The 18,393-nt window shown below is 46.9% G+C and carries 11 protein-coding genes and 1 pseudogene; 3 read left to right on the forward strand and 9 right to left on the reverse strand.

Annotation, left to right across the window (positions count from 1 at the left end):
* Window positions 1–7: 7 nt before the first annotated feature.
* Entirely contained in the window at window positions 8–1,207 is a 1,200-nt protein-coding gene (locus tag P3T48_RS01305) for a sugar MFS transporter (protein ID WP_276505328.1), read from the forward strand.
* 317 nt (window positions 1,208–1,524) lie between these two features.
* Here P3T48_RS01305 and P3T48_RS01310 read toward each other — a convergent pair.
* The 9 genes and pseudogenes from P3T48_RS01310 to P3T48_RS01350 form a co-directional block, all read right to left on the reverse strand.
* Window positions 1,525–1,815, reverse strand: a pseudogene (locus P3T48_RS01310) (heavy-metal-associated domain-containing protein); the annotation flags it as partial.
* A 102-nt stretch (window positions 1,816–1,917) separates the two neighbouring features.
* Entirely contained in the window at window positions 1,918–3,972 is a 2,055-nt protein-coding gene (locus tag P3T48_RS01315; protein WP_276505329.1) for a TonB-dependent receptor plug domain-containing protein, read from the reverse strand.
* Between the two features lie 124 nt (window positions 3,973–4,096).
* On the reverse strand, window positions 4,097–4,480 hold the full coding sequence (locus tag P3T48_RS01320) for a hypothetical protein (RefSeq protein WP_276505330.1): 384 nt from the start codon (window positions 4,478–4,480) through the stop codon (window positions 4,097–4,099).
* A 737-nt stretch (window positions 4,481–5,217) separates the two neighbouring features.
* Complete coding sequence (gene speA / locus P3T48_RS01325) at window positions 5,218–7,110, reverse strand: biosynthetic arginine decarboxylase (RefSeq protein ID WP_022251251.1); 1,893 nt, start codon at window positions 7,108–7,110, stop codon at window positions 5,218–5,220.
* Between the two features lie 114 nt (window positions 7,111–7,224).
* Window positions 7,225–7,752 carry a shikimate kinase gene (locus P3T48_RS01330; RefSeq protein WP_022251252.1) on the reverse strand — a complete coding sequence of 176 codons (528 nt, stop codon included), beginning with the start codon at window positions 7,750–7,752 and terminating at the stop codon, window positions 7,225–7,227.
* A gap of 4 nt (window positions 7,753–7,756) precedes the next feature.
* Window positions 7,757–10,081 carry a type I DNA topoisomerase gene (topA, locus tag P3T48_RS01335; RefSeq protein ID WP_276505331.1) on the reverse strand — a complete coding sequence of 775 codons (2,325 nt, stop codon included), beginning with the start codon at window positions 10,079–10,081 and terminating at the stop codon, window positions 7,757–7,759.
* 259 nt (window positions 10,082–10,340) lie between these two features.
* Window positions 10,341–10,862: an NUDIX domain-containing protein gene (locus tag P3T48_RS01340; RefSeq protein WP_276505332.1), complete on the reverse strand. Its 522-nt coding sequence runs from the start codon at window positions 10,860–10,862 to the stop codon at window positions 10,341–10,343.
* Between the two features lie 31 nt (window positions 10,863–10,893).
* Window positions 10,894–11,085, reverse strand: a complete 192-nt coding sequence (locus tag P3T48_RS01345; protein WP_276505333.1) for a hypothetical protein — start codon at window positions 11,083–11,085, stop codon at window positions 10,894–10,896.
* A gap of 217 nt (window positions 11,086–11,302) precedes the next feature.
* Complete coding sequence (locus tag P3T48_RS01350) at window positions 11,303–12,481, reverse strand: thioredoxin-like domain-containing protein (protein WP_158462287.1); 1,179 nt, start codon at window positions 12,479–12,481, stop codon at window positions 11,303–11,305.
* 195 nt (window positions 12,482–12,676) lie between these two features.
* On the opposite strand from P3T48_RS01350, the gene pnp reads away from it, so the two are divergent.
* Entirely contained in the window at window positions 12,677–14,995 is a 2,319-nt protein-coding gene (gene pnp / locus P3T48_RS01355; RefSeq protein ID WP_276505334.1) for a polyribonucleotide nucleotidyltransferase, read from the forward strand.
* Window positions 14,996–15,354: 359 nt separating this feature from the next.
* A complete protein-coding gene (locus P3T48_RS01360; protein WP_276505456.1) occupies window positions 15,355–18,381 on the forward strand; it encodes a SusC/RagA family TonB-linked outer membrane protein in 3,027 nt (1,008 codons plus the stop codon).
* Window positions 18,382–18,393: the final 12 nt, after the last annotated feature.

An 18,393-nucleotide genomic window follows, 5' to 3' on the forward strand; every position in this document is an offset into this window, starting at 1 on the left:
CGTGACGATGAAGAAGATTGTTCCCGGGCAGTATCTGCTGCCCTTCGTGCTCATAGCATCGCTGTTTTTCTTTTGGGGCTTTGCTCATAGCATCCTCGATATTCTGAACAAGCATTATCAGGATGCCCTTGTCATATCCAAGACTCGTTCAGCCCTGGTGCAGGCGATGGTGTATGGAGGCTATTTCATCATGGCCATACCTGCCGGAATCATTATCCGCAAGTGGGGCTATAAGGCTGGAGTGCTTACAGGACTGGTGCTTTATGGCATTGGTGCCTTGCTCTTCATTCCGGGCGAGATGATTATGTCGTTCAACTTTTTCCTGGTCTGCTTGTTTGTGATAGGCTGCGGACTTACCTGTCTGGAAACAGCATCCAATCCTTATATTGCCGTCCTTGGCGATGAGGAGACCTCTGCCTCAAGGCTCAACCTGGCTCAGTCGCTCAATGGATTGGGCTGGATAGTCGGTCCTTTGGTAGGAGGACTTCTTGTCTTCCGTGGAGCTGATGGCAACAGTGGATCGGTGGCTTTGCCTTACACCATTATAGGCATTGCTGTGCTGCTTATTGCTATTGTGATAGGTCGTGTGAAGCTGCCTGAGATAAAAGAGGAGAAACAGATTGCCGAGGCTGCTTCGGGTGTATCGTTGTGGCATTCCCGCACCTTTGTCTTCGGTCTGACAGCCATCTTCTTCTATGTGGCTGCCCAGACGGGTATCAACAGTTTCTTTATCAATTATGTCACCGAGAGTATTCCTTCTGTTTCGGCTCGAGATGCTGCCTTGATGCTGTCGTTTGGCGGTATGGGCTTCTTCTTTGTTGGTCGATTGTTGGGCAGTTGGGGCATGAACTATGTCAAGGCAGGCATCTTGCTGTTGATCTGTGCCTTGGGCGCCTCAGTCTGTATGCTGGTGGTTATCTTAGGTGCTGGTATGCTGGCTGTAGTGGCTTTGGTGTTGACCTATCTTTGCGAGTCCATCATGTTTCCCACTATCTTTGCCTTAGCATTGCGAGGGCTTGACGCCGGCAGTACGAAGCGTGGCTCTTCTTATCTCATCATGGGAATCGTGGGTGGAGCTATTGCTCCTGTACTGATGGGTGCTCTTGGCGAAACCGACATGGCTGTTGGCTTCATTGTACCTTTGGTTTGCTTTGTCGTTATTGCTGCCTTTGCCCTTCGTGTGTCAAAGGCAAAGAAACTGGGGTAATGTAAGTAAGTCAGTTTACTGAAATAAAAAAGAACCGTACTTCGTGTCCTTTTAACACTAAGTACGGTTCTTTCTATAATAAAGGTATTACTCCTATCTTGTCGTTACTTCGTGCTGCAGTTGCCTTTGACTGCCTCAGCTTTCTTGCTACAGCCTCCACAGCCCTCTTTCTTTACTTCAGCTTTCTTGCAGCAGTTGCCTTCTTTCTTTTCGCCGTTCTTCTCGCTGCAACTGCCTTCTTTCTTTTCACCGTTCTTCTTGCAGCAGTTGCCTTTAGTAGCATCAGCTTTCTTGCTGCAGCCACTACAGCCTTTTTTCTTGGCTTCGCCAGTTACAACAGTTGCCTCGTAGCCAATCTTGGCAAAGCCCTTGGCGATGTTCTCTGGAGTAGTCTTGTCGGCATCATATTCGATAGTTACTTTCTGGTCGGGTACGCTGGTGGTAATCTGTTTGATTCCCTTCTCAAAGCGCAGGTTGCCCTTGATCTTGTTCTCGCAGTTCTCACAGTGCATCTGTGGAAGTGTGGTGAACACTACAGTCTTAATGTCTTTTGCAAACATGCTGATGGCAAATACCAGCATGGCGGTTACTGTCATAATCTTTTTCATAATTTTTCCTTTCTTTTATGATTAAAATCTTTAATTAATAATGAATATTTCTTGTTTTTACTTATCCCGAAGCGAGAATTCTGTCGGTAAAGCACCTTTTGATTAGAGTCTTCCGAAGTTTACACGGATACCGATATAGCCCATAGCTCCATTGATAGGACCCCATACCATATTGGTGTCAAACTGGCTGCCCCAAGGATTCATGGCATCTACTACAGGGTGCTTTTGCTTGAAACCTGTCAGGTTTTCGCCTCCTATATAGATAGAGAAGTGGCGGAACCAACGAGTGATTTGTGCACTTAGCAAGGTGTAAGCCTTGAAGTTCTGATCCCATGAAGGCTCACCGTTGGCAAGGGTATAGGCTTGTGGCATTCTTCCTCCGCCATTGAACTGCAAGGTGGCATCAAACTGCCAAAGACCGAGCGGAGTCTTGTAGGAGGCAGAAACCAGACCTTTGTACTTGCTGAGCAAAGGCTTGTCCATACGTATGCCGTCATAGGTTTCCTTGACATAGTTGCGGCGATAGGCTGCTGTAAGGGTCATGCCTTTGAAGATGGGGTAGGTGGCGTCTATCTGGAACACGTGCGAATAACTCTTGCCATCCAGATTGGAGATGCGTACTTCGTGTACATTGCTGTCGAAGTTGATGACAGCTTGGTTCTGGAATTTGGTGTAATAATACTCAGCATTGAGCTTGAGTGTCTGTCCAAACAGTGGTATGTTCATCTGACTGCTGATGCCATAGTTCCAAGCTTCCTCCTGTTGCAGGTTGTCGTCGATGACGAGTCTTCTGCTGCTTGCCAGGAGATAGTTGTTTTCGGCAAGAGCATGTACTGAGCGATAGCCTTTGCCGGCTGAAAGGCGGAAGCTTATGATGTCGTTGGCCTGCCATTTCACATGGAAACGTGGTGTGACGAAGTTGCCGTACAGATTGCTGTGGTCGGCACGGATTCCTGCCATCATGATGAGCTTGTTGTTGAGATTATAGGTGTATTGGGCATAGATGCCCGGAACGGTTTCCTTCTCATTGTCGCGTGTCTTGGCTTGAGTCTGGTCATCGGTGAGACGATATTGCTGTCCTAAGTAATCGTGGTTGAGGCTCACACCTGTTGAGAGGTTGTGCTGCTTGTTGAAGTTGTGCTCAAACATGAGTGATGCATACAGGTTTTTCTCGTTCACGTAGTAGGTCTTATGTCCATAGAGGGCATCTTCCTGGTGCATGGATCCTGTAGTCATGAGGGCAATATTGGTGCCGTGCTCCTTATTGAGAATGAACGCGTGTTTCATGTAAGCCTCATACCGGTTGGTCTTGATGTCTATGCCATAGAGTTCGTTGCCCTCCATGGCTTTTTTCATGTCATCGTCCATCTCCTTAAGGGTCTGTCCTCCGCGACGATGTTCGCTGATGAGCGAGATGCCGGCACGCAGCATGTAGTGTTCCGACTTGAATATCCATCGGTTCTGCAAGTTGTATTGCAGAATGTTGGGCATATCCTTGAAGCCATCCATGTTCATATCGTTGGCTCCCCATCTGTTCTCATAGTGTGTAAGCAACTCGGTAGTGAGCTTGCTGTTGAGATGTACGTTGGCAGCGGCGTTGGCTTCCAGCTTTCCGTCGGTATCGCCATAGAGGTTGGCCTCCACGCCAGGCTCGGCATCTGCCTTGAGATATTCCACGTTGATTTGGCCTGTGATGCTTTCGTATCCGGCTTTTACCGATGAGGCTCCCTTGCTTACCTGTATGCTCTGCATCCATGGACCTGGCACGTAGCCCAAAGAGAATGGGGCTGCTGCGCCACGGAAGTTGGGCAGGTTTTCTGTCATCATCTGCACGTATGTTCCTGCAAGTCCGAGCAGCTTGATTTGTCTTGCTCCTGTTGCCGCATCGCTATAGTTGACATCTACTGAAGGATTGGTGGTGAAGCTCTCGCCCAGGTTGCAGCAGGCAGCCTTGAAGAGTTCGTCTTTGTTGATGATAGAACCATTGATGGCTCCAGCCAGTCGACTTACGCCAGCTTTGCGGCTCACCACGGTTACTTCCTTAATCTCCTGGTCGGCTATTGTGTCTTTCTTTTCGTTGGGTTGCACTTCGCTCTGGGCAAAGCTTGCCAGTGGCATTATGAGGGCGATGCCAAGTAAAGTATGCTTTGTGTTCATTGTTATCTTATTTTTCGTTGTCCTTTTTCATCTTTTTATCTTATTTCTGATGAGGTTTATGCGCATAGTGGGACTAACCTTCATCATGTTGGCAAGATGGAGGTTCAATTGGCAAGATGGAGGTTCAAATGGTCAGGACTTCAATAAGATAGAGATACAGTTTTGGTGGCGGACTGTATCCGGTTTTGGGAATGATGTTGCTCAGTGTTCTCTTTGCCATGAAAGACAAATGAGGCATTTTCCACTCATGAATAATCGCCATCAAAGGCTGGAAGGCATGAAAGTCGAAAACGGTTGGCTGCATTTGCGTCGTAGGCGATAGCTGTACGCTTGTTACCTTCATGCATCCTTTGGTGGTGTCGGAATTACCGCCGTTCTGTGCTGTATGCGACAGTATCACGGTTGTCTTGCCGGAACATGAGCAATGAAGAAATGTTACCCCGCTTCCCATGATAACGAGTACCACGGCAAGAAAGAATGTAAACGATATGTGTAACAGTTTCTTCATTTTCGGTTGCAAAAATAACACGGTTTTTATTAAATATGCAAGTTTTTGCTTACTTTTTAATGTTATTTAAATAGAAACATTATCTTTAGTAACTATTCGGCACCCCTATAGCCATGAGTAGTTATTTTAGCACTACGCATTTGTTTTCTGTTTCTTATGAATTTGTTCTGTCTCTTGTTGAAAAATCTCCGTTCATGCTTTTGAAATGTCTGTTCAAAGGCTCTGAACGCGCATTCAAAGGCTCTGAACGGACATTCAAAGGCTTTGAACGGACATTCAAAGGCTCTGAACGGAAATCCAAAGGCTTTGAATAGAACTTTTATTTGTGGTTTAATGATTTTAGTTGCCCACTCTAAGTGTTATTGATAATATGAGTTGACTCAGTTATTACTTATTTATAATTCACGTTGACTTACTTATTTTTAGTCATACTTATAGTTGACTACTTATGTATATAGCCACAAATGAAGTTGCCCTTCATATCTCTGCAAAGAAACATGTTGGTGGCTTAAACCATCACGTTATAATAGTCAGCGATGATAGTCTGTTATGCCTATTATGGGTCGTCTATTATGACCAACGTTTGTCGTCTATTATGACCAGCTTGAGGCTTCTATTGTGACCAATGTTGGTTGTCTATATGGTTTCTGTTCACTTTCTAAGAAAAGAAAGAGGGCATATCAATAGCCTATTAAGACTTTGATATGCCCTCTGTATGAGGAATCTTGATTATCTGTTTACTGCAGGTAAGTATATCCGAAGAGTCCGTTGCGATAGGTTGCAAGGAATTCCTTACCCTCTTCGAGTGAAATCTTACCTTCTTTCACACTTTTGGTAACCCACTGCTCCAATTGGCGAACGAGTTTCTTGGGGTTGTACTGCACGTAGTCGAGAACCTCTTCCACAGTCTCACCGTCGAAGATCTGATCGATGTTGTACTTGCCGTCCTTTACTGATATATGCGCCGCATTGGTGTCACCGAACAGGTTGTGCATGTCGCCCAATATTTCCTGGTAGGCTCCTACGAGGAAGACACCGAGGTAATAAGGCTCGTTATTCTTGAGTGCGTGCAGCGGAAGTACATTACCAATATGGCCATCGGTCACAAAGTTGGCTACTTTTCCATCGCTGTCGCAGGTGATGTCCTGTAAGGTGGCTTTTCTTACAGGGCGCTCGTTGAGTCGCTGTATAGGCATGATAGGGAAGAGTTGGTCGATGGCCCAACTGTCTGGCAGACTTTGGAAGAGCGAGAAGTTGCAGAAATACTTGTCGGCAAGCAGTTTGTCGAGTCCTCGCAGTTCTTCAGGGATGTGTTTCATGTGCTTTGCCAGATTGTTAATCTCATGGCATACACTCCAGTACATGGCTTCTATCTCGGCTCTTGTCTTGAGGTCGACGATGCCATGCGAGAAGAGTTCCAAAGCCTCGTCGCGTATTTGCTCAGCGTCGTGCCAGTCTTCGAGCATATTGCGTGGGTTCAGGTTGTCCCAGATATCATACAGGTCTTTTACCAACTGGTGGTCTTCTTCCTTGGCCTCAAACTCCTCGGGCATCTCTGGCAGCGAGGCTGTCTCGAGTACATCGATGACGAGTACTGAATGATGTGCCGAAAGGGAACGGCCACTTTCGGTGATAAGATTAGGGTGTGCGATATTGTTCTTGTTGGCAGCGTCGACAAACGTATATACGCAGTCGTTCACATACTCCTGGATGGAATAGTTGACGGAGCTTTCGCTGCTTGAAGAACGTGTTCCGTCGTAGTCGACTCCCAATCCGCCTCCGCAGTCAACAAAGTCGACATTATACCCCATCTTGTGCAGGTTGATATAGAACTGTGCAGCCTCGCGCAAGGCTGTTTGTATGCGTCGTATTTTGGTAATCTGGCTTCCGATGTGGAAGTGTATGAGCCGCAGGCAGTCGTGCAGCCCCATCTCGTCGATCTTGTTGAGTGCTGTGAGCAACTCTGCGCTTGTCAGACCAAACTTGGATGCATCGCCGCCACTGTCAGCCCACTTGCCAGAGCCTGATGAGGCCAACTTGATACGTATTCCGATATTGGGTCTTACGTTGAGTTTTTTGGCAGTCTTGGCAATGATATCGAGCTCGTTGAGTTTTTCTACTACGATGAAGATACGCTTGCCCATCTTCTGTGCGAGGAGAGCCAGTTCGATATAGCTTTCGTCCTTGTATCCGTTGCAGATGATGAGCGAGTCGCTCTGGCACTGTACGGCAATGACAGCGTGGAGTTCTGGCTTAGAGCCAGCCTCAAGACCGAGATTGAACTTTTTGCCATGCGATATGATTTCCTCTACGACCGGCTGCATCTGGTTGACCTTGATAGGATAGATGACAAAGTTTTCGCCTTTGTATCCATATTCCTCCTTGGCTTTTTGGAAGCAACTGGCAGTCTTTTCGATACGATTGTCGAGAATGTCGGGGAATCGGAGCAGCACGGGAGCCGTGATGTCTCGCAGGGCTAACTCGTCCATGACGTCGCGCAGGTCTATCTGCGTATTGTCTTTGCATGGAGTTACATAGACATCTCCTTTTTCGTTGATGCCAAAGTAAGAAGTGCCCCAACCTTTGATGTTGTAGAGTTCATTCGAGTCTTCAATAGTCCATTTCTTCATTTCTTTTCTTCTGGAATGAATGTAGTTTTGTTGTGATGTGTTATATTTTAATTGGGTTGTTTCAGTTTGTAGCCTCGTTGTAGCCTTCGGCTTGAAGCCTGATTCCGAGGTTTTTTATATACCCAACTGCAGGCGCAGTTTTTTCACCGTATTCTGTATCTTGTCGTAATCGTCGATTACATCGATGTCGAAGATGTGCTGTGCCTTCAGATAGAAGGGTTCTCGCTGTTTGAGTTGTTCCTTGATGAAGGTTTCCACCTCCTCGGGGGTCTTGTTTAGCAGCAGTGGTCGCACGCCCTTGCCCATCTGCAGATGGGCGTGGAGAGTCTCGGGAGTAGCCTTCAGATAGACGGTGGTTCCCAACTGGTTCATATAGTCCATGTTGTCAAAAAAGCAGGGTGTCCCGCCCCCGCAACTTACAACAACGTTCTCGAACTCGGCTACTTCGTGCAGCATGTTGTGCTCAATGATACGGAATCCCTCTTCGCCTTTCTCGTCGAAGATTTCCTTGACGGTCTTGTGCATGCGAGTTTCGATATACCAGTCGAGGTCGTAGAACATGACGCCCAACTCCTTGGCAAGGGCTTTGCCGACTGTTGTCTTTCCGGCGCCCATATATCCGATGATGATAATCGACTTCATAGGCTTACTTACGACGGCTTGCTTTAGGCTCTGGAGCCTCTTTGATGATGTTCATACACTCTTCATATGAGAGTTCCTCTACATGAGTCTGCTTGTTCTTGGGAATGCGGTAGTTCTTTCCATCATAGGCAATGTAGGGACCGTAGCGGCCGTTCAGCAGCTCGAGCTTGGTATCTTCATCGAATACTTTGATGTGGCGTTTCTGCTCACTCTCTCGTTTCTCTCTTATCAACTCAATGGCTCTTTCGAGTGTAAGGTTCATTGGGTCTTCGTCCTTCGGGATGGAAACATACTTCTTATTGTGGAGAACGTAAGGACCAAAGCGACCTGCACCGATGGTAACAGGTGTTCCCTCATATTCGCCTACTTCGCGGGGAAGCTTGAAGAGCTCGATAGCCTCGTTGAGTGTGATGGTCTCAATACTCTTGTCGGCAGGCAACTGTGCGAAGAGAGGCTTTTCCTTATCTTCGGCAGATCCAATCTGTGCCACTGGTCCGAAACGTCCTATCTTGACGAATACAGGGCGTCCGCTCTTTGGGTCGACTCCCAGTGAACGCTCGCCGGCTTTATGCTCACTGCGTGCATTTATCACCTTGTCCACTTCGGGTTCAAAGCTTTGGTCGAATTTCTTCATCCATTTATTCCACTCGGTATTGCCCTCTGCGATATCATCAAACTTTTTCTCCACATTGGCAGTAAAGTTGTAGTCCATGATGTCGGGGAAGTTCTTCATCAGGAAGTCGTTGACCACGATGCCGATATCTGTAGGCAGCAGTTTGCCTTTCTCTGAGCCGGCCATTTCCTTCTTGAACTTCTGTGTCACCTTGATGCCCTTCAGTGTGCTGACTGTATATGAACGCTCTGTGCCACTCTTGTCACCTTTCTGCACATACTCACGTTGCTGAATGGTGCTGATGGTTGGTGCATAGGTAGAAGGACGGCCAATGCCGAGATCCTCGAGTTTCTTTACAAGACTCGCCTCCGTATATCTTGCAGGAGCCATAGAGAATCGCTCGGTGGCTGTTATCTCACGGCGCTGCAGCTTGTCGCCATGACGCATGGCTGGCAGGATGTGTGAAGACTCCTCGCCGTTTTCCTCCTCATCGGTTGATTCGCGGTAAACTTTCAAGAAACCATCAAAGACAACTACCTCGCCGTTGGCGACAAACTTCTCTGTAGTGTTGTCTATATCGATATTGATGGTTGTCTTCTCTATCTGTGCGTCTGCCATCTGTGAGGCGACGGTGCGTTTCCATACAAGTTCGTAGAGTCGCTTCTCCTGATTGGTTCCGTCTATGGTAAGTGCGGTCATGTCTGTAGGGCGGATAGCCTCGTGTGCTTCCTGTGCGCCCTTCGAACTGGTGTGATAGTTGCGGGTCTGGCTGTATTTGTCACCATATACCTTCTTGATCTCGGCTGCACTGGCATCCTTACAGAAAGTAGACAGGTTGACGCTGTCGGTACGCATGTATGTGATACGTCCGCTTTCGTAGAGTCGCTGTGCTATCATCATGGTCTGGCTTACGGTGAAGCCCAGCTTGCGGGCAGCCTCTTGCTGCAGTGTAGAAGTAGTGAAAGGAGGCGCAGGAGTGCGCTTCAATGGCTTCTTGCTCACTGCTTCGACGGTAAATTGTGCGTCCATGCACTTCTCGAGGAAGGCATCAACTTCTTCTTGGGTTTTGAAGTGCTTGTCGAGCTCAGCCTTTACTTCGGTTGCGTTGCCGCTCTCATTGATGAGGGCAAAGATGGCATTCACACGGAAGTATGGCTCACTCTTGAATTTCTGTACCTCTCGCTCACGTTCTACGATGAGGCGTACTGCAACACTCTGCACACGACCGGCAGAAAGGGCAGGTTTCACCTTGCGCCAAAGCACGGGTGAGAGTTTGAAACCTACGATACGGTCGAGTACACGACGTGCCTGCTGGGCATTGACTAAGTTCATGTCCAGATGGCGTGGGTGCTCTATGGCATCCAGTATGGCTGGTTTGGTAATCTCGTGGAAAACGATACGGTTTGTCTTCTCCTCATCCAGTCCGAGTACTTCGCAAAGGTGCCAGCTGATGGCTTCTCCCTCGCGGTCCTCATCGGAAGCCAGCCAAATCTTCTTGGCTTTCTTGGCTGCCGATTTCAATTCGGTAACGAGCTTTTTCTTCTCTTCTGGAATCTCGTAATCTGGTTCCATGGTCTGCTCGTTTATACTCAATTCCCTCTTTTTCAAGTCGCGTATATGACCGTAAGAGGACATAACCTTATAGTCTTTTCCTAAGTACTCTTCGATTTTCTTGGCCTTTGCAGGGCTCTCGACGATAACTAAATTTTCTTGCATAAGCTTATATACAATTTTTCTTTCGATTGGCAAAAGTAAGTAAACTTTTTGCTTATACCTTATTATATGGGGATTTTTTTTGCTTTTTTAATGTTTAAGGCTCTAAAATCGGTCTTATGAGGGTAAAAGGCAGGTTTTTCTGCTTTTTGTCTTGTTGTAATAGTCAAGTCTTGTTTTGGAATAAAGGTATCAACAAAAAAGCCAGACATGTGGTGAAACATGAATGGCAGTTTGTACTTTCAATTTTAGCTTTTTCTCTTCAGGACTTTTTTAGAAACCGGCTGAGCCCCTGACGGATGGAACGCAGACCAAACTCCTCTATCCGTATTTCGTTCAGAGGAATCCACAGGTATTCTGCAGCGTCGTCTTTTGCCTCGACATGTGAGAGGTCTTTCACTTCTACTATATAAAACATATCGAGTGTGTGGATGGTGAGCCCTGAATAGAGATAAAGGTTGGGAATACTGAACTGGTAGGCTATGGATGTAGCCTCCAGTCCTGTCTCTTCCATTACTTCGCGCATAACCCCTTCTTCGCCTGTCTCCTCCATATCTACGAATCCTCCAGGTAAGTCGAGAGTGCCCTTGGCTGGCTCGTTCTTGCGCCTTACCACCAATAGCTCGTCTTTCTCATTCATGATAAAGGCTACGGTGGCGCTGCTTGGATTGGCATAGTATGTGAATCCGCAACTTCCGCACTTCTTGCTTTTGAAGTTGTTGATTTCGAAGTGTGTTGAACCGCAGATAGGGCAGAATTTGAATTTGCTTAGAGGATGCTCCATGATGGGTTGTGTTTTATTCTTGTTTGATAGTTTACCAGTTGTCTGTGCGGAATGGGAATAGAGGCAGTCCACCTGCATTTGCCATGTTGCCGAGCTGGAAGTTCTTGAAACAATAGCGCAGGGCAACAGGTTTCTTTACCTCAGGGCTTACCACGGTGATACATTCATTCCACGTGTCGTTGCCTGGCTGCCAGAAATGGCGGGCTGTAGCAGGATGGAACACTTTGTCCTCGCCTGCAATCTCGAATCCCTCGATGTTGTCGAAGCGGTTGTAGGCACCAAAAGAGTCGTGTCATGAAAAGTCTCATCTTTTGACTTTTTAGGTTTATGTTTATTTTAGGTTCAGTGTTTTCCTCTATATGGATATAAACATCTGTCTTATAGGAGAATAAAAAGGGGTGTGCGGTGAAGGGGTGTTGTGAAAGAATGGGGGAGACCCCTTACAGCAATGCTTTGATTGCTGCATCGAGGTCTTTGATCTGTACATCGCGAGAGCGCAATGTGTTACTTCTGTCGATAAGGAAGAAAGTAGGGATGCTCTGTACGTTGTACTTAGCCACACTTGCTCCCTGAATGCCGTCTTCATCGCGTACGCTTATCCATGGCAGGGCGGCTGTGGATGTCTTCCAGAAATGCTCGTCGGGATCGACTGATACCTGATAGATCTCAAATCCTGCAGCATGGTACTTGTTGTATAGCTCGCGAAGCATCATGATTCGCTTGGTGCTCTGTTCGCCGGCAAAAAGATGGAAATCGAGCAGAACCACCTTACCTTTCAGGTCGGTGAGTTTGCGTGTCACACCCTTGTTGTCTTGCAGGGCGAGTTCGATGACTCCGTTCACCTGTACCTTGCTGGCATCGAGTTGCTGTGCTGCCATCTGGTTCTCAATGATGCGTATGTCTTTCATGCCCTGTATGGCAATGTTGTGCAGGTTCTTTCCGCGTTCGGCATTGGGATAGTAAGTGTCCCAGCTTGTAGCTACTGCCGCGAATACCTTGACGTCGTCCTTGTTGTTGCGTGGGTTGAAGATAAGAGTGTTCACACGTCCTACCTGCAGAGTCTGGAACAGAGCATAGTAAGATGATGCCATCATAGGAGCCTTGAAGATATAGTTGGTCTTGATATCCTGCTTGTAGGCATTGATGGCACGGTCGATGATGACATCGGCAGAGTCGACACCTACATTAGGATTTTGGGCTATCTCGTTGACGAGAGCCTGCAGTTTCATCTGCTTGAGTGACAGCTCCTTGATGGTGCTGCAGTTTTCTGAACCTTCCACTGTATACTGGTAGCTCATGCTTGGGTACGCAGCCTTCACGCTGATGGTTTCTGTGGAGTCGATGGAGAGGTTGATGGTCTGTCCGGCAATGCGCAGGCGATAGAAGTCAGGACATACTGAGTCTTTGGCTGTTTCCTCGAAGGCAAAAGAACCGTCTTCACCGAGCTTTACAGAGTCGATAGCTACAGGTCCGTCGAGGCTGATGTTCTCCAGATAGAGCATGGAGTCTTTCGCCTCGGTAATGTTTCCGTTGATGTGGAACTTCTTGTTGTTGCAAGAAGCAAAAGTCAGTGCAGCCATTACTACGACCGCAGCTGAATAGAGTTTGGTTATCTTCATGTGTCTTGTTATTTTGCAAAATTATCGGTTGCAAAGGTAGCAATAAAATCGGAATAAACCATCAGCAAAGAATAAAATATTCAAAAAACTTGAAAATAAATGCGGTTTTCTTTGCTTATTAATAATAAAAGAGGTATCTTTGCGCCGTTTTATATATTAGATGTTAGACAAAACAATAAGTTTTTAAATTTTTAGATGAACGTAATTACAAAAAGTGTTCAGTTGCCTGATGGAAGAACCATCACAATTGAGACCGGAAAAGTTGCAAAACAGGCTGATGGTGCTGCGGTTCTCCGCATGGGTAACACAGTGCTTCTCGCAACTGTTTGTGCAGCAAAGGATGCAGTTCCGGGTACAGATTTTATGCCTTTGCAAGTAGATTATCGTGAGCAGTACAGTGCTGCAGGTCGTTTCCCTGGTGGTTTCACCAAGCGCGAAGGCAAAGCCAGCGATGAGGAAATCCTTACCTCTCGCCTTGTGGACCGCGCCTTGCGTCCACTTTTCCCTTCTAACTACCATGCAGAAGTCTATGTACAGGTAATGTTGCTTTCAGCCGATGGTGTTGACCAGCCAGATGCTCTTGCTGGTTTTGCTGCTTCAGCTGCCATGGCTTGTTCAGATATTCCTTTCGAGTACTATATCTCAGAGGTTCGCGTGGCTCGTATCAATGGCGAGTATGTTGTTAACCCTACCTTCCAGCAGATGGAAGAGGCCGACATGGACATCATGGTTGGTGCCACTAAGGACAACATCATGATGGTGGAAGGCGAGATGAAGGAAGTTTCAGAACAGGATCTTATTGGTGCTCTCAAGGTGGCTGCCGAGGCTATCAAGCCTATGTGCGAGCTCCAGTATGAGTTGGCTAAGGAGAAGGGTACTGACGTGAAGCGTGAGTATGACCACGAGGTTAACGACGAGGAACTCCGTGAGCAGATCAAGACTGAGCTTTACAAGCCAGCTTATGATATCAATCATCAGGCTTTGGAGAAGCATGCACGTCAGGATGCTTTCGACAAGGTTTTGGCTGACTTCCTCGAGAAGTATGACGCAGCACATGCCGATCTTTCTGAGGATGAACTCGAAGAGAAGCATGCTGAGGCTACTCGCTACTATGATGACGTTTTGCGCGATGCTATGCGTCGTTGCATCCTCGATGAGGGCTTGCGTCTTGATGGTCGTGCTACTACTGATATCCGTCCTATCTGGTGCGAGGTTTCTCCTCTGCCAATGCCTCACGGAAGCGCTATCTTCCAGCGTGGTGAGACAATGTCTCTTTCTACATGTACTCTCGGTACCAAGATGGATGAGAAGCTTATCGACGGTGTGCTCGAGAAGAGCTACCAGCGCTTCCTCCTCCACTATAACTTCCCTCCATTCTCAACAGGTGAGGCTAAGGCTCAGCGTGGCGTAGGTCGTCGTGAGATTGGTCATGGTCATTTGGCATGGCGTGGTTTGAAGGGTCAGATTCCTGCCGACTTCCCTTACACAGTACGTTTGGTAAGCCAGATTTTGGAGTCTAACGGTTCTTCTTCTATGGCTACAGTGTGTGCAGGTACACTCGCCCTGATGGATGCAGGTGTTCCTATGAAGAAGCCAGTTTCTGGTATTGCCATGGGTCTTATCAAGAACCCAGGTGAGGACAAGTATGCTATCCTCAGCGATATCCTCGGTGATGAGGACCACTTGGGTGATATGGACTTTAAGACCACAGGTACCCGTGATGGTTTGACCGCTACACAGATGGATATCAAGTGCGATGGCTTGAGCTTTGAAATCCTCGAGGAGGCTTTGATGCAGGCTAAGGCTGGTCGTGAGCATATCCTCAACTGCATGATGGAGACTATCTCTGAGCCACGTGCTGAGATGAAGCCACAGGTTCCACGTATTGTAGCTCTCGATATTCCTAAGGAGTTCATCGGTGCTGTCATCGGTCCTGGTGGTAAGATCATCCAGCAGATGCAGGAGGATACTGGTGCAACTATCACTATCGAGGAGACTGAAGGTAAGGGTCACGTACAGGTATCTGCTCCTAACAAGGATTCTATCGATGCAGCTTTGGCTAAGATCAAGGCTATCGTAGCTGTTCCTGAGGTTGGTGAGGTGTACGAGGGTACAGTTCGTTCAATCATGCCTTACGGTTGCTTCGTAGAGATTCTCCCTGGTAAGGATGGTTTGCTCCATATCTCTGAGATCGACTGGAAGCGTCTTGAGACAGTTGAAGAGGCTGGTATCAAGGAAGGCGACAAGATCAAGGTGAAGTTGATGGAGATAGATCCTAAGACTGGTAAGTACAAGCTCTCTCATCGTGTATTGATGGAGAAGCCAGAGGGTTATGTAGAGCGTGAGCGTCGTCCACGTCCTGAGCGTGGTGAGCGTCGTCCACGTCGCGACGACCGTCATGAGGCTCGTGGTGAGCGTCCAGCTCGTCAGCCTCGTCGTTATGAGCATCGCGGTGAGGAGCAGGCTCCAAGAGACTTCAACGATTCTCTCGACCACAACAATGATGTAGAATAATCCGTATTATACATTATTATATATAGGGCACGTTTCCAAAAGAAGCGTGCCCTTTTTCTGTCTATTGTGTAAACAGCGCTATGATAGAAGATAGTATAGTATTACAAGCGTGGCTTTTTATCATGTTATTGGTATTCTTGCTTATAAAATGAAAGGTTTTTGCTGTTGTTTATTAAAAAGTTCAATAAATATTGTTATATTTATAACATTTTTTGTACTTTTGCACTTGATAAAGCGTATTAGAGTTTAATTTTTATTACTATTTTATGAAGAAGCAGTATCTACATTCTGCTGGAAGCATCAGGTTTAGTGCTTCCTTCATTAACAGAATGCTGTTGCTTTGTTTGTTGGGCATTGTAATGCCCCAGGCTATTTATTCAGCAACAAGCTATTCAGTTCAACAGAGAGAGACAGTTAGTGGAGTAATTATCGATGCAAACACACAGGAAACGATTGTTGGTGCAAGCATTATGTTAAAAGGTAGTTCTCAAGGTACAGTAACAGACATCGACGGTAAGTTCTCGCTGTCGGTAAGCAAACTTCCTGTAACATTGGTGGTTTCATACGTGGGTTATCAGAAGAAGGAAGTAAAGGTTTCCTCTCTGGATGGTGCCCTTACTATCAGTCTTACTGAAGACACTCAGATGATGGACGAAGTGATTGTGACAGGTTATGGTACTTTTAAGAAATCAGCTTATGCCGGTTCTGCGGCAAATGTGAAGGCCGACAAGATAGCCGATGTTCCTTCGGTATCTTTCCAGGATATGCTCCAGGGTAATGCCACTGGTGTGCAGTTTACATCAGCCTCTGGTCAGCCAGGTGCCTCTTCAAGTATCAATATCCGAGGTATGGGCTCTATCAATGCCGCCAACACACCGCTTTATGTAATTGATGGTGTGCCTATGATCAGTGGCAATATCAGTTCGCTAGATTCTGATTCTGGTCTCGACATTATGTCGACCATCAATACCAATGATATCCAGAGTATTACCGTCATCAAAGATGCTGCCGCTGCATCACTTTATGGTTCGCGTGCAGCCAATGGTGTCATCATTATTACTACCAAGCAGGGACAGCAGGGCAAGCCTAAGGTTTCTCTGCAGGCAGACTGGGGATTCTCTGACTTCGCCATGGAGTATCGCCCGGTAATGAGTGGCCAGCAGCGCCGCGACTATATCTATAATGGTCTCTATGCGGGTGCGCTTCGTGACGGTGAGAGTGAAGAGGATGCCAAGGCCTATGCCGACGAGAACATCGATACTTATGCACCCGTGCCATGGTGTGGATTTGTAGATTGGGACGATGTGCTTTTCAAGAAAGGTAGTCATCAGCAGTATGAGGCATCTCTGTCTGGCGGAACAGACAAGTTCAAATATTATTCTTCACTGAGTTATCTCAAGCAGGAGGGTATCACACAACGTTCTGGTCTGGAGCGTCTTTCTGGCAGACTGAATGTGGACTACAAGGCCACCAATAAGTTGACTCTTGGTGCCAATATCCTCTTCTCAAGTGTCAACCAGGATGTTTACAGCGAGGGATTCACCTATACTTCTCCTTTCTATTCTTCGAGAAGTGCAGTGACACCATCTGATCCTGTATATAACGAGGATGGTACATGGAACCGCGCACTGATTCGTATCGGCGACCGCAACCCGGCACTTGCCAATGAATATGATTCTCAGCGTGAGTATGTCACCCGTACTTTCAATACCATTTATGGTCAGTATAAGTTTATCAAGGACTTGAAGTTCAAGACCACCTTCAGTTATGACTATATCACGACAAAGGGAAAAGATTGGGCTGACCCACGTACCTCAAATGGTGATGATATCAACGGTGGTATGTCAAAGAAGTTCTATGAGCGTCGCAAAATGATGTGGGGCAACCAGCTTACCTATAAGCATACTATTGCAAACGTACATCATCTCGATGAGCTTTTAGGTTATGAGATTGACGATCAGTATCGCGACTATTTGTCTGGGTATGCTACCAACTTCGCCACTCCTGATAAGAACGATATCTCTAATGGTAAGAAGACGGAGTCGGTAGGCGGTTCCAATAACCGTACCCGTATGGTTTCCTATATTGGACGTGTGAACTATGATTACGACAACAAGTACTTCCTCGGACTCAGCTATCGTGTAGACGGCAGCTCTCGTTTGCAGCGTTCTCATCGTTGGGGTAACTTCTGGTCGGTATCTGGTGCATGGCGTATCATCGACGAGGACTTCATGAAACCAGTATCTGACTGGCTTACCGATCTGAAGCTTCGTGCATCTTATGGTGTGAATGGTACTTTGCCTTCCGACTATTATGGTTATATGGCATTGAGCAGTCTGAGCGACGGCTACAATGAGCAGCCTGCCATCATCATCTCGCAGCTTGCCAATGACAACCTGAAGTGGGAAACCAACTATAACCTGAATTTAGGTCTCGACTTCTCGCTCTTCAATCGTGTGAACGTTACCTTGGAGTATTATCTGCGTAACACCAAGAACCTTCTCATGGACAGTCCGGTGTCTATGACCACAGGTTTCAGCTCTTACTTGATGAACGTAGGACAGTTGAGAAATCAGGGTGTGGAATTGGAAATCAACTCTACCAATTTCAAGACCAAGGACTTTGAGTGGAAGACCACATTCAATCTTTCGCACAACACCAATAAGGTTGTCAACCTCGATGGCGATCAGACAGAGATAGTGAGTGGTACACAGATTCACAAGATAGGTCATTCTTATCGTACCTTCTATATGATAGAATTTGCCGGCATCAACCCCGAGAATGGTAATCCACAGTTCTATAAGAACGACTTGCTGGAGGATGGATCCTATAACAAGGAAATCACCGAGAATGCAAGCGAGGCAAAGTCGATTATGCTCGACAAGCATGCAGAGCCTAATGTTACTGGTGGTCTCTATAATAGCTTCCGCTATAAGTGGTTCGACTTGAGCTTCCTCTTCAACTATCAGTTTGGTGGTTGGTCGTACGACACCTGGGCTCAGAAGACCGAGCATGGTGGCTATGATATGGAGGCCAACATCCCAACATATTATGCTGACAGTTGGAAGAAGCCTGGCGATGTCACCAAGTATGAGCAGTTCTATGAGAAGAGTTCCCGTGTGGCAATGCACAAGATTACCAACAGCCGTCGTCTGCACAGCACCGACTTCCTGCGTCTGAAGACCTTTACCCTTGGCTTCACCTTGCCAAAGCAGTGGCTCTCTTCTGTAGGCTTGAGCAATGCCCGTATCTATATGTCTGCCAATAACCTGTGGACATGGGCAGCCTGGGATTATTATGATCCGGAGTCTGTGGTTAACGGCAGTGCCACACAGGCCACCCCACCACTCAAGACAGTTACTTTCGGTTTGAATGTTAATTTCTAAAAATGAATGATT

The organism is Segatella intestinalis, from assembly GCF_029348455.1.
In the GTDB taxonomy this organism is placed as follows: domain Bacteria; phylum Bacteroidota; class Bacteroidia; order Bacteroidales; family Bacteroidaceae; genus Prevotella.

What these genes read in the sequence shown, in the direction of transcription:
- P3T48_RS01305 (WP_276505328.1), top strand. Translation starts at nt 8, where the DNA reads ATGAAGAAGATTGTTCCCGGGCAGTATCTGCTGCCCTTCGTGCTCATA.
- P3T48_RS01350 (WP_158462287.1), bottom strand. Translation starts at nt 12,481, where the DNA reads ATGAAGATAACCAAACTCTATTCAGCTGCGGTCGTAGTAATGGCTGCA.
- P3T48_RS01315 (WP_276505329.1), bottom strand. Translation starts at nt 3,972, where the DNA reads ATGAACACAAAGCATACTTTACTTGGCATCGCCCTCATAATGCCACTG.
- P3T48_RS01320 (WP_276505330.1), bottom strand. Translation starts at nt 4,480, where the DNA reads ATGAAGAAACTGTTACACATATCGTTTACATTCTTTCTTGCCGTGGTA.
- pnp (WP_276505334.1), top strand. Translation starts at nt 12,677, where the DNA reads ATGAACGTAATTACAAAAAGTGTTCAGTTGCCTGATGGAAGAACCATC.
- speA (WP_022251251.1), bottom strand. Translation starts at nt 7,110, where the DNA reads ATGAAGAAATGGACTATTGAAGACTCGAATGAACTCTACAACATCAAA.
- topA (WP_276505331.1), bottom strand. Translation starts at nt 10,081, where the DNA reads ATGCAAGAAAATTTAGTTATCGTCGAGAGCCCTGCAAAGGCCAAGAAA.
- P3T48_RS01340 (WP_276505332.1), bottom strand. Translation starts at nt 10,862, where the DNA reads ATGGAGCATCCTCTAAGCAAATTCAAATTCTGCCCTATCTGCGGTTCA.
- P3T48_RS01330 (WP_022251252.1), bottom strand. Translation starts at nt 7,752, where the DNA reads ATGAAGTCGATTATCATCATCGGATATATGGGCGCCGGAAAGACAACA.
- P3T48_RS01360 (WP_276505456.1), top strand. Translation starts at nt 15,355, where the DNA reads ATGCCCCAGGCTATTTATTCAGCAACAAGCTATTCAGTTCAACAGAGA.